This is a genomic window from Pseudoalteromonas sp. P1-25, from assembly GCF_001401805.1.
In the GTDB taxonomy this organism is placed as follows: Bacteria; Pseudomonadota; Gammaproteobacteria; order Enterobacterales; family Alteromonadaceae; genus Pseudoalteromonas.
The window spans coordinates 39,034-52,243 of sequence record NZ_LKDW01000023.1 but is presented as its reverse complement, the minus strand read 5'-3'; the positions used below and the strand labels follow the sequence as shown (position 1 = coordinate 52,243).

9 protein-coding genes are annotated in these 13,210 nt (G+C 40.9%); 6 read left to right on the top strand and 3 right to left on the bottom strand.

All coding sequences use genetic code 11. The features are described 5' to 3' along the window. Positions 1 to 21 precede the first annotated feature (21 nt). Positions 22 to 396: a hypothetical protein gene (locus AN393_RS13975; RefSeq protein WP_055016054.1), complete on the top strand. Its 375-nt coding sequence runs from the start codon at positions 22 to 24 to the stop codon at positions 394 to 396. 249 nt (positions 397 to 645) lie between these two features. Here the strand turns inward: AN393_RS13975 and AN393_RS13970 are convergent, their stop codons facing one another. Together AN393_RS13970 and AN393_RS13965 are read right to left on the bottom strand one after the other, a co-directional pair. Further along, on the bottom strand, positions 646 to 1,476 hold the full coding sequence (locus tag AN393_RS13970) for a S1 RNA-binding domain-containing protein (RefSeq protein ID WP_055016053.1): 831 nt from the start codon (positions 1,474 to 1,476) through the stop codon (positions 646 to 648). Between the two features lie 2 nt (positions 1,477 to 1,478). After that, entirely contained in the window at positions 1,479 to 2,804 is a 1,326-nt protein-coding gene (locus AN393_RS13965) for a DEAD/DEAH box helicase (RefSeq protein WP_055018411.1), read from the bottom strand. 198 nt (positions 2,805 to 3,002) lie between these two features. Between AN393_RS13965 and AN393_RS13960 the strand changes: the two genes are divergently transcribed. From AN393_RS13960 to AN393_RS13940, 5 genes are all read left to right on the top strand, one after another. Next, positions 3,003 to 4,010 (top strand): rhodanese-related sulfurtransferase, encoded by a 1,008-nt coding sequence (locus AN393_RS13960; protein ID WP_055016051.1) that lies wholly within the window; start codon positions 3,003 to 3,005, stop codon positions 4,008 to 4,010. Between the two features lie 252 nt (positions 4,011 to 4,262). Beyond that, positions 4,263 to 5,279 carry an efflux RND transporter periplasmic adaptor subunit gene (locus AN393_RS13955; RefSeq protein WP_055018410.1) on the top strand — a complete coding sequence of 339 codons (1,017 nt, stop codon included), beginning with the start codon at positions 4,263 to 4,265 and terminating at the stop codon, positions 5,277 to 5,279. A 2-nt stretch (positions 5,280 to 5,281) separates the two neighbouring features. Further along, positions 5,282 to 8,362 (top strand): efflux RND transporter permease subunit, encoded by a 3,081-nt coding sequence (locus AN393_RS13950; protein ID WP_055018409.1) that lies wholly within the window; start codon positions 5,282 to 5,284, stop codon positions 8,360 to 8,362. Between the two features lie 135 nt (positions 8,363 to 8,497). Next, on the top strand, positions 8,498 to 10,393 hold the full coding sequence (locus AN393_RS13945) for a DUF294 nucleotidyltransferase-like domain-containing protein (protein WP_055016048.1): 1,896 nt from the start codon (positions 8,498 to 8,500) through the stop codon (positions 10,391 to 10,393). A 3-nt stretch (positions 10,394 to 10,396) separates the two neighbouring features. Further along, positions 10,397 to 11,101: a 3'-5' exonuclease gene (locus AN393_RS13940; protein ID WP_055016047.1), complete on the top strand. Its 705-nt coding sequence runs from the start codon at positions 10,397 to 10,399 to the stop codon at positions 11,099 to 11,101. 94 nt (positions 11,102 to 11,195) lie between these two features. Here AN393_RS13940 and AN393_RS13935 read toward each other — a convergent pair whose 3' ends face one another. Continuing rightward, a complete protein-coding gene (locus AN393_RS13935) occupies positions 11,196 to 12,776 on the bottom strand; it encodes a BCCT family transporter (RefSeq protein WP_055018408.1) in 1,581 nt (526 codons plus the stop codon). Positions 12,777 to 13,210: the final 434 nt, after the last annotated feature.

The following is a 13,210-nucleotide window of genomic DNA, read 5'->3' as shown; positions in this document are numbered from 1 at the left end:
GAATGCAGTAAGGGGTTTATTTTGAAGTTAATTTTTGGATCTATATTAATCGTTGTTGCGGTTTTTTCAGTTAATAAATATGTTTTTTCGAGTAAAGCATATGATGGTGTTGCGGCGATTACTGATCTCGTCGCGAATTACCCCGTAGATTTATTTGAGTTTAAACAAACCATGCATGGCTATGCACACCACTTATGCTATAAAAATGAAGAGCGCTTAACGCGGCAAAACGTGACTACCTCGGAATGTATTTCGAATCACGATAGCAAACAAAGTGAATGTGAAAATAAAGTATTTAGGTTAGCACCGCTCAGCTTAGAAACCAAAGCTGAAATACTTGATTATTCAAAGCAATATACTGAATGTACGTTACCGTATAAGCGTATTATGGGCTAATGCCTATTAGCAATTCCCTACTTATTTTGGGGGGAGAAAATCCAGTGTTAGCTTTGTTTCATAAATTTCACTCACTACAACGTGAAGGCAAAGAGTAGGGCAATATAAGTGCCGTTAGTGATAATGGCTAACTCACGTTTTATTCATCAAAACGTTTTATCACCTATCAACAATCATTTAATTAAACTATTTAAAACGTTTTTAATTAAAAGCGCTAACATAATGTTAGCGCTTATAAAAAGTGTACGCCTATTTTAAGCGAATAGATTTTGCTTCTATATCAATCAAGCCTTGCTTAAATAAACCACCAATGGCTTTTTTGTAGTTAGCTTTACTGGTTGAAAATACTTTTTTGATAAGCTCAGGATCAGATTTATCACCAATGGCTAGTATGCCGCCTTCGTTTTTAAGTTTTTCCATTATTTTATCACCAAGCTCACTTACTTTACCCATGCCTGGCTTTTCAAGGATGACGTCTATTTTTCCGTCTTCACGTACTTTTTGAATAAAGCCTTTAAGCTTTTGCCCTACAAATAAGTTTTTAAACACCATGTTGTAAAAAACAACACCAAAGTGAGACTCTTCAATAAGCACTTTGTAGCCAATATCGGTTTTACCAGCCACAATTAAATCAACTTCTTGAAGGTGAGTGTATTGAGGCTCATCTTTTGATAAAAAGCGATTAAAGTTACTTGATGCGCAAATACGTTGGCTCGCGTTATCCAAGTACAAGCGAACTAAATAGGAATGACCTTCTTGCATACGTGGCTTTTGCTCGTTAAAAGGCGCTAAAACATCTTTTTCGAGCCCCCAATCTAAAAAAGCACCAATGCTATTTATTTCTTTAACACGAAGTAATGCATATTCACCAACTTGGGCGTGAGGTTTTTTTACTGTTGCTGTAGGTAAGTTTGCGTTATCTAAAAAAATGAAAACGCTTATGCTATCTCCAGCTTCGAGTTCATCTTTAATTTCATGCTTGGGTAAAAACACTTCCCCTAAATCGTGGCCATCAAGGTAAGCACCTTCATTGCTCACTTCTTTAACAAATAAGGTTTGTGTTGTTCCTAGGTAACTCATAATTATTCCTGCTCAGGCTTTTTTTTACGGCGCATTGGTGAATTGCCATCAATGTTCAATGGGGCTTTTATAGGTGCAGCTGGTTTTTTAGGTTTTGCCTTGCGTTTAACTTGCGGCTTTTTGACCTGTGCAACTTTTTTAGTTTTTACAGCGGCTGTTGCAGGCTTTTTCTGTTTTATACCTTTAAATTTAGCTTTAAGGCCATCAACGCTTGCAAAAACCAGTTCGTCGTTCAAAAACGACTTAATTGCTAAGTAACTTGCCCAGTCTTTAGGACCTACTAGCGATAGTGCATTACCTTTAAATCCCGCACGGCCTGTACGACCTATACGGTGTACATACTCTTCAGCGTGTTTTGGTAAATCAAAGTTGATTACATGCGTTACACTTAATAAATCGAGTCCACGTGAAGCGACGTCAGTGGTGATCAAAATTTTAAAGTTTTCACGGCTAAACGAGTCCATGATCTCAAGGCGTTTGCTCTGTGTTAAATCGCCAGCTAAAGCCACCGATTTAAAACCTTTTGCATTTAATGCTTCACTCAAACGGCCGGTATCAGCACGGGTTGCTGTAAAAATAATACATTGGCCAACATTGTCCTGCTTTAAAAAATGCTCAAGTAACGCTTCTTTATGATCAAGGTGATCGGCTAAATAGAGTGTTTGTTTAATATCACTGTGTTGCTCGTTTGCGGCGCTCAAAGTAATTTGCTTTGGTTTTTTTAATAAATTACGCGATAAGGCATCGACTTGAGCGTGATCTAAAGTCGCTGAAAAAAGTAATGTTTGGCGCAAGCGGTGATTCGCTTGCTCGTTAATCATCTTAAGTTGCTCAGTAAAACCTAAGTCTAAAATACGGTCAGCTTCATCAAAAATTAATAACTCTAACCCGCTTAATTGTAATGAGCGTTTTGTAATGTGATCGGCCAAACGCCCTGGGGTTGCCACAACAAAGTGCGGGTCGTTACGAAGCGCTTTAATCTGATCGTTAAAGTTCTCGCCACCGAGTATTTTTACAGCTTTAATGTTTGTGCCCGCAATTAATAAACGTAATTGAGTAAATACTTGCGTTGCAAGCTCACGGGTTGGTGCAACGATGAGGACACGTGGATCGCGTTTACTGAGCGCTTTTTGTTTCATAACTCGCTGAACAGCAGGTAATAAAAACGCTAATGTTTTGCCCGACCCAGTTTTAGACTGAGCAAAAATGTCATGCCCTGCAAGTGCGGTAGGCACTGCATGTGCTTGAATATCTGTGGGCTGGGTGATCCCTTGATGTGCTAATTGTGTTTCAAGGCGAGTATCAATCCCAAGATCAGTAAAGTGCAAAGTCGTGTTCTCCAATGTGCAACTTAAATTAATGGCCGCATTATAGCTTACACAAGGGTTATGCCGACAGTAAAAACCATTCTAACGCGCTATTTTTTGCAATTAATTATAAAAAGCGTAAAATACGCGCCCCATATGCGCCGGATTTACGATTCGGTAAACGCCACTTAAGGCTATCAAAGCAAAATAGGAAGTAAAATGACTGCTGTTCATAAAGATAATGTGACAAACGAGCACTTTGTAGTGTGTGCAATGTACAAATTTGTAGGTTTGCCAAATTTTGAAGCACTACGTAAACCCCTTTTAGAAGTAATGGAAGCAAACGAAGTACGCGGTACTCTATTGCTTGCTGCTGAAGGTATCAACGGTACTGTATCGGCTAAGCGCGAAGGAATAGATAACTTACTGGCGTGGTTAGATACACAAGAAAACCTAAAAGACATAGTAACTAAAGAATCATACGATGACGAATGCCCGTTTTACCGTACTAAAGTAAAACTAAAAAACGAAATTGTTACTATGGGCGTTGAAGGGATTGATCCACTTAAAGTAGTGGGTAGCTATGTTAAACCTAAAGAGTGGAATGCATTAATATCTGACCCTGATGTAATTTTAATTGATACACGTAACGATTACGAAATTGAAATTGGTACTTTTCAAAATGCAGTCGATCCTAATACCAAAACTTTCCGTGAATTCCCTCAGTGGGCTAAAGAAAATTTAGACCCAGAAAAACACAAAAAAGTAGCCATGTTTTGTACCGGCGGTATTCGCTGCGAAAAATCAACGGCTTACATGAAAGAGCAAGGGTTTGATGAAGTTTACCACCTTGAAGGCGGTATTTTAAAATACCTAGAAGAAGTGCCAAAAGAAGAAACAATGTGGGAAGGTGAGTGCTTTGTTTTTGATAATCGTGTAGCAGTAAATCATGATTTACAAAAAGGCTCTTACGATCAATGCCATGCCTGTCGTATGCCGATTACAGAAGAAGAAAAGCAAAAGCCAGAATACATGGAAGGTGTTTCGTGCCATCACTGTATTGACAATGTAACCGATGAGCAGCGTGCTCGTTTTGCTGAGCGTCAAAAGCAAATAGAATTAGCACAAGCTCGTGGTGAAGGGCATATTGGTAATGAAGCGCAAGCGGTTTTACAACAACGTAAAGAAGCTAAAAAAGCTCAAAAAGATGCGCAGCGTGGTAAATAATCTCTAACTCCTTATTATTTGCATAGCCCAGTTTATACTGGGCTTTTTTATTTAAATAGCCACTTTTTAGTTTAATCCTGCCTGTATTTGTATAAATGATCAGCCTTTTGGGGCCTTTTAAAAATCAAATTGGTATTACCAATTTAATTTCATCTTATAGTTTCGCTAATTTATCTCTCTATTCTACTTATTGATCAATGAGGTGTTAGACTTCGTAAGGTAATGGGAATAATAATTAATTAAGGTGTTGTGTTGAAATCGCATAATTTTATAATCGGTGTGCTCAGTACATTGATATTTATCTGTACCCCTGCAATGAGCGCAAACGTTGTAGTGCAAAAAATCACATTAGAAAACGCCAAACAACAGGTTCAAGCAGTTGGAAATACAGAGGCAATACATTCGGTTGTCATGTATCCGGCAGTAGGCGATAGAGTAACAGGCGTTTTTTTTAAGCCAGGTGATAAAGTAAATAAAGGTGATATTTTACTAGAACTTGATTCTCGTAGGCAAAAAGCTGCGCTTGATGAGGCTAAAATTAGACTTGCCGACACCCGGCGAATATTAAAACGATTAGAAAAAAGTCAGGCCAAAGGGGCTGTACCCAAAAGCGATGTTGATGATGCTAAAACCGTTGTAGAGCTTGCCAAAGTAACGTTAGTACAAGCGCAAACTGAGCTTGAAGACAGAAAAGTAATTGCGCCGATAGATGGCATTATGGGGCTTACAGATGTAGAGGTAGGCGATAGAATAACCGAGCAAACCGCTATTGCTACAATCGATGATACAACAAGCCTTTATATAAATTTTAATGCGCCTGAGTCGGCCATTACTATGTTGCGTAATAAAAGCAGCTTAACGGTATTTCCTTGGCAATCAGGGACTGCCATTAACGCTGATATCGCCTATTTAGACTCACGCGTAGACCCACAAACCCGTACTTTACGCGTTAAAGCAAAGCTAAATAATGAAAAACAACGATTTTTACCCGGCATGAGCTTTAGGGTACATATTGAAGTGCTAGGCGAGCGTTTTGCTGCAATTCCTGAGGCTGCATTACTGTGGGGGGCAACTGGTCCATACGTATGGACTAGTGTAGATAAAAAAGCAACCCGTGTTGATGTAAAAATAGAGCAGCGTTTGGCGGGGCGATTATTGGTTTCTGGGCCGTTAACTAAAGGCGATATTTTAGTAGTTGAAGGGGTACAACGCTTACGTGCAGGCCAAGAACTAAGCTTTAATTTATCTGCACAAGATACGCAGGAGTAGGTATGAAACAGCAACCTATGATGCACGATTTACCCTCGATGGCGATTCGCCGCCCAGTCCTTATTGTGGTGCTTAACTTATTAATTATTATTGCAGGTATTGCGGCTATAGCGGGAGTTGAAGTAAGAGAGCTTCCTGATGTGGATAGACCACGTATTACGGTTTCGGCCCCGTTTCCTGGTGGCTCGCCTGAGACCGTTGATACCGAAGTAACCAGTAAATTAGAAGGCGCAGTGGCACGTGTAAGTGGCGTTAAATCAATACGTGCACAAAGTGAAGAAGGAAATGCACGTATAGTGGTCGAATTTAGACCAGGGATAAACTTAGATGACGCTGCAAATGAGACGCGTGAGTCTGTTGCACGTGTAGAGCGTGACCTTCCAGAGGAAGTAGAGCGTGTGTCTATTATTAAAGCCGACAACGACGCCGAAGCGGTTGTATCGCTAACTGTATCCAGTGAAAGTTTATCGCTCGAAGCACTTACAGAGCGCGTAAATGTTGACTTAGCGCCACAATTTTTAACCATTCAGGGTGTCGCAGATGTACGCTTAAACGGTGATAGAGAACGAGTATTAAGAGTACGCATAGACCCACTAAAACTAAGTAGCTTTAATTTAACTGTGCCCGATGTAGCACAAGTGCTCAGCCAAGCTCCATTTGATGTACCTGCAGGGAGTTTAAAGGCAAACGATCAGCAAATTATTGTCCGTGCTGATGCTACATCAATCACCCCTGAGCAAGTGGGCGATATAATAATTCAAGGCGACACCCGTATTAGCGATATTTCAGCCGTTTATTTTGGGCCTGCCGATCCGCGCTCTATGGTAAGGCTAAACGGTAAACCTGTTATTGGTATGGAAATTATTCGCCAAGCACAATCAAATACAATTGAAATATCAGATGAAGTCCTCAAGCTTATAAAAAATATGCAAACGCGCTTTCCTGAAATGGAATTTACGCTTACCTCTGATGATGCACAATTTATAAGAAGCTCAGTCGATGAAGTAATTTACTCTTTGTTACTCACTGTACTGTTAGTGGTAATCACTTTATGGGTATTTATTGGTTCTTGGCGTGCTACTTTAGTACCTGCTTTTGCTATTCCTGTTGCTTTAATTGGTTCGTTAGCGCTTATATGGGCACTGGGTTTTTCAATAAATATTTTAACCTTGTTGGCGCTTGTATTAGCCACTGGCCTAATTGTTGATGATGCCATAGTAGTAAGTGAAAATATTCAGCGCCAGCGAGGGCTTGGCTTAGGACGTCGAGCAGCTGCCGTAATAGGGACCCGAGAGGTGTTTTTTGCTGTTGTGGCAACCACCGCAGTACTGGCTGCTGTATTTATACCCATTGCATTTTTGCCCTCTACGGCGGGTCGCTTATTTAGAGAGTTTGGCGGTGTTCTTGCAGGCGCCGTGATTATATCAAGCTTTGTTGCACTTTCATTAGTGCCTGCGCTTACCTCTAAATTAAAGTTAAAGCAGGGGGGCTTTCACCCGTTTGCAAAGTTAGGTGACTGGCTTGGCGCAATTTATACAAAATCAATTCACAAGGTGCTTAACCACGCATGGCTTACGTTTTCGGCGTGTTTATTGGTTGCCGCGGGCTCTGGGGCATTGTACGCCAGTTTAGATAGTGAGCTTTTGCCCACAGAAGACCGAGGTAAAATTCGTATATTTGCACGAGGCCCAGATGGTGTAGGGCTTAACTTTATGGATAGGCAAGCGATAAAAATGGAAGACATTTTACTTCCGTTTGTCGATAGTGGCGAAATCGAGTCTATTTATACTGTAGTAGGCCAATGGGACCCTAATATTGTGTTCATCACTGTACCTTTAAAGCATTGGGATGAGCGCCATTTTAGCCAACAAGAAATTATTAACAAAATACGACAACCGCTTGGCGATATTCCAGGAGCACCGGCATACCCAGGTGGTGCAAATAGTTTAAATTTACGCGGCCAAGGGGGAGGCATTGAAATAGCGTTACTTGGTCAAGATTATTTGCAAATATTTAAAGCGGCACAGCAGTTTTCTGCGGCCTTAGAAAAAGCTGTTCCTGAGGTGGCACCTGTGCGTATTTCGTATCAACCATCGCAGCCACAACTTCGTGTAAATATAGACAGACGACGTGCACAAGAGCTAGGAGTAGCACTAAACGACATTGCCATTACCTTGCGCGCAGCAATAAATGGCGACGACGTAGAAGATTTAAACATTGGCGATCAGTCTGTGCCAATTATGCTACAAGCGCAAAACCAAACCATAAACAGTCCAAGTGATTTGGCAAATTTATACATCAGAGCGGGTAATGGCAGTTTAGTTCCGTTAAGTAGTGTGGCGTATATTTCTGAAGAAGGCGTGGCTGCAGAACTTGAGCGACATGCTCAGCGTCGTTCAATAGAGCTCAGTATGGAACTGCCAGAGTCGTTAACCATAGCTGCTTTAGTAGAGCAAATAAAAACCGTGTCTGAACAATCGTTAGAGCCAGGTATTGCTCTTGCGTTTAAAGGTGAAGCGCTAACGTATGAAGAAACATCCAGCGAAGTACTCATAACCTATGTACTTGCTTTTTTAATCGTATTTTTAGTGTTGGCCGCGCAATTTGAAAATGTAAATAGTGCCATTGTGGTAATGATAACTGTTCCCTTTGGTATTACCTCGGCCATATTAGCGCTTTATTTAACCGGTACGTCGTTAAACATTTACTCTCAAATAGGTTTAGTGATGCTGATAGGCTTAATCGCTAAAAATGCGATTTTGCTTGTTGAATTTGCAGATCAGTTACGCGATCAAGGCTTAACGGTCAGAAAAGCTGTCGAGCAAGCTTCAATGGTGCGTTTGCGTCCAATTACAATGACCCTTATATCGACACTGCTTGGTGCGTTGCCGTTAATTCTCTCTACAGGCGCAGGGGCTGAGGCCCGAAATGCCATAGGCTGGGTGGTGTTTGGCGGCTTAGCATTGGCGGTATTGTTTACGCTTTATCTTACTCCTGTAATTTACTTAGGCTTAGCACGTTTTACCACACCAAGAGGGGATGAATCTAAGCAACTCGCACAAGAGCTTGAAAAAATAGACTAACCTTAAAGCCATGCCCAGCCATGTTCTTAAATTATAATGTGCTGGGCATGCTTATGGGTTGATTGGCAGACCTTGTTTGTTAAGATAGCTTCTTAAGCATATTCATGCCTTTTGTCTGGCCACAAGGAATCCTCAATGCAAGCCGAACAAGTTGAAATTGCGCAATTTCTAGCGCAGCACCCGCCATTTGATGACTTACCCACAAACGCGTTAAACGAGCTTGCGCAACAAGTTGAGGTTGCTTACTACCGCTCGCAAACTGATATATTAACGCTGGGCCAAGATATCGCTGATTTATTTATTGTTCGCAGTGGCTCTGTGGAAATATATCGTCGTAATAACGAGCTCTATAATCGTTTAGATGTAGGGGGGATTTTTGGCCAAATGGGCCTATTGATGAACCGTAAAGTACGTTTTCCTGCTAAAGCATTGGAAGATACGCTGGTTTATTGTATTAACTTTGAATTGTTTAATCGTTATTGCGATGAGTTTGATAGTTTTGCTGATTATTTTGAAGCTGATGGCAATGTACGTCTTCGCCAAGCGTTAGTTGAACAAGCCGACAGTAACGACTTAACAACCGCCAAGGTTAAATCACTCATTCACCGGGATGTAGTAACGCTAAGTACTCAAACAACCATTCAAGATGTTGCTAAAGTAATGACAGAAGAAGCGGTATCTTCTGTTTTAGTTACCGATTTAGACAAACCCATTAGTGACGATCCTGAAGAGGACGATGGGCAAATTGTCGGTATTATCACCGACCGCGATATACGCACAAAAGTGGTAGCACAAGGGCTAGGCCTTGACGTTACCGCAGATAAAATTATGTCGACGAACCTTGTACTACTTGATTCAAATGCGTATGTATTTGAAGCCGTGCTTGCTATGCTGCGTGATAACTTGCACCACTTACCTGTTGTGCAAAAACGCCGTCCCATTGGGGTTATTTCATTATCCGATATTTTAAGGTACGAGTCGCAAAGTAGCTTACTTTTAGTACGCGGTATTTTAGCGCAGCAAACGATTGAAGATTTGGCACATTATGCTCGCCAATTACCGAGTGTATTTGTGCGTATGGTAAATGAAGATGCTAATTCGCATATGATTGGTACGGCAATGGCCGTAATAGGGCGTACTTTTAAACAGCGCTTATTGGTATTAGCTGAAGAAAAGTATGGTCCGCCGCCAGTACCTTACTGTTTTATAGCGTTAGGCTCTATGGCGCGAGATGAGCAGCTTATTGTAACAGATCAAGATAACGCGCTTATTTTAGATGACAATTATGATGATGCAAAACATAACGAGTACTTTCAAAATATTTCTGATTTTGTGTGCGATGGCTTAGCGCAATGTGGTTATACCTATTGCAGTGGCGAGATTATGGCCTCGTTTAAAAAGTGGCGCAAAACACGCTCGCAATGGTTTGATCAATTCTCACAATGGATAGCCTTACCCAAACCACAAGCACTGCTTAACAGCTCTATATTTTTTGATTTAGATGGGGTGTGGGGTAAAACAAAGTGGGCCGATGAGCTAAAAATTTTTATTGCCAAACAAAGTAAACAAAACCGCGTATTTATAGCGAATATGGCTGCTAATGCCCGAAACCGCACACCGCCACTTGGGTTTTTTAAAGGCTTTGTGCTGGAGCATAACGGCCAGCATAAGCGCTCAATGAACTTAAAGCGACGAGGCACCGCGCCGCTTTCTGATGTAATAAGAGTGCATGCACTAGCGATAGGCTCTCGTAAGCAAAATTCATTTGAACGCCTTGAAGATATTATAGAGTCACGCCTGTTACCTGAGGGTAAAGCGCAAGATTTACGTGACGCGTTAGAATACATTGCCATGATGCGAATACGCCATCAAGCATGGCAAATAGAGCAAGAAGAAGAGCCCGATAACGACATAGACCCGCATTTGCTTTCTCCGTTTGAGCAACGTAATTTAAAAGAAGCATTTGCCATACTCGAAAAAGCACAAAGCTACTTAAAGTTTAGCTACTCAGCCAATGCGGGTGTTAAGTAACGAATGGCTAAAAAATCGTATTTTGACTGGCAGGCCCATTATAAAACGTTGGCTAAAAACGCTAAAAATGAGCATTTAAAAGCGTTTTATCAGCACGCTTATGGTGATACGCACACGCCAATAAAAGACATTTCGTTTGTGGCTCTTGACTTTGAGACAACCGGTCTAAATAGTGAGGTAGACGATATAGTTAGTATTGGCTTAGTCCCTTTTACATTGCAAAGAGTGTATTGCACAGATGCTAAACATTGGGTGGTACAACCGCGTAAAAGCTTAAGTGAGGAGTCGATTGTTATTCATGGTATTACTCACTCAGAGGTAGATGATGCCCCTGATTTAACCTCTCGGCTAAGACCGCTACTTAATGCACTTAGTGGTAAAGTCGTGGTCGTACATTATGCAGCGATAGAGCGGCACTTTCTAAATAATGCGTTACTTGCGCGAATTAACGAAGGGATCCAGTTTGCGTTAGTCGACACTATGGAACTTGAGCAACGAGCATTGCGCGCCCGACAAGGGTTAATAGGGCGGTTGTTTAATCAAAAAGTAGGTTCACTGAGGCTAACTGACTGTCGAAGTCGCTACTCTTTGCCTGCTTATCATAATCACAATGCGCTAACTGATGCATTAGCCACAGCAGAGTTGCTGATTGCACAGGTGCAATATCATTTCCGTGATGACACACCATTGGCTGAGTTACTAAGCTAAATCTATTTTTAAATTTATTAAACAACGTTTATTTTAGTCAATAAAAACGCCGCAAATAATGCGGCGTTTTTTATAGTTATGTTATTAAAGCTAACTACTTAGCAGCACGAGGCTCAGTACGTAGCCCTAACAATAGGCTTACACACATGAGTAGTAACACTAAAGTAAACGGAAGGCCCGTTGAAACAGCCCCCGCTTGCAACGCTTGAATTGCTTCTGTACCGCCAATCCATAAAAGTGCAGCGGCAATAGAGCCCTCAACCGTAGCCCAAAAGATGCGTTGTGGTACAGGTGCATCTACTTTACCGCCTGCTGTGATAGAGTCGATAACTAATGAACCCGAGTCAGAAGAGGTAATGAAAAACACTAATACTAAAACCACAGCAAGGAACGAAAGCACGCTCGACATTGGCAATTCGTCTAGCATTTGGAACATTGCCATAGGTACATCGGTTAAACCGTTTACGCCTAAGCTGCCTACACCTTGCACAACTTGGTCGATGGCTATACCGCCGTAAATAGACATCCATAAAATAGTAACCGCAGTAGGAATTAATAATACAGCGATTAAAAACTCTCTAATTGTACGACCACGAGAAACACGCGCAATAAACATACCTACAAACGGTGACCACGAAATCCACCATGCCCAGTAAAAAACTGTCCACCCGTGCATCCATGTTTCGTCTTCACGGCCATGTGGGTTGCTCAGTGGGATAATATTTTCGATGTAGCCCATTACCGTGTTTGGTACATTACCAATTGCCACTGCAAAGCCAACTAAACCAACAAACAAAAGTAAGGCAAATGCGATAAGCATATTTATATTACTAAGTACTTTTACGCCGCCATCTATACCGCGCACAACTGAAATAATAGCCAGTAAGGTAACGCCAATAATAACCAATAATTGTGCGCCTACACCGCCATCGGTACCAAATACATGATTAATACCTGCAGAAGCTTGTTGTGCCCCCAAACCTAAAGAGGTTGCAAGGCCAAACAAAGTAGCAAGCACAGCAAGAATATCAATAATATGACCAGGCCATCCCCACGCTTTGTCGCCTAATAGTGGATAAAAAATTGAGCGGATTGATAAAGGAAGACCTTTATTATAAGTAAAAAACGCAAGGGAGAGTGCTACAACAGCATAAATAGCCCATGGATGAAGCCCCCAGTGAAACATAGTAGCTCCCATCGCTACTTTTGCAGCTTCTGGTGTATTAGCGGTTACATTTAGCGGGGTCTCGTACCAGCCTGTAAAGTAAGCAACTGGCTCTGCAACACCCCAAAACATTAACCCAATACCCATACCTGCAGCAAATAACATTGCAAGCCATGACATACGCGAGTGCGTTGGTTTGGCTCCTTCTCCACCTAAACGGACATTACCGTATGGCGATACAATCAGCGCCAAGCAAAAAATAACAAAGAAGTTTGCTGCCCACATAAAAAACGCATCAAAGTTATTTATTATATCGAGTTTAATACCATCAAGTGTTGATTTTGCTGTTTGCGCATCAGTAACAAGAATGGCGACTAAAAAGATGACAATCAAACCGGCACTAATACCAAAAACAGGATTATGTATATCAAACCCCCATTTTTGTACGTTATCTTGACCTACGGTGTAGTCCGTATTATCAATACTATACTTGTCATGATTTTCGCTCATGAATACCTCTTATGTTGTCCTAACAAGCCAGAGAGCTCCGGCGTAATACTAAGTTAATTACCTCTAAAGTAAGTTGCAATATTTACAATAAAACTTATTTGAGAACTAATTAATTTAATCATAGATCATACCCTTAATAGTGTATGAGTTAAATCGTAAATGTAAAACTATTTGGTTATAAATCACTGATTACTTAGTGCTAAATGCTATTTATAGATAGAAATATAAGCTATTGTTAATTCAGTGAGTGTTAAAAATTAGTTTGTTATTAAACTAAAATTAATGCTACCACATAAAATTCGTTTATTAGTAAATGAATTTCCCTTCAATATGAACGGGTTTATTACCAGTTTAATCATTATGTAACATGCATAAAGGTAAAATCTGAGGTAGGCTATATTTTAATCACAAAAGAGTGAAAAGGGACGAACTTA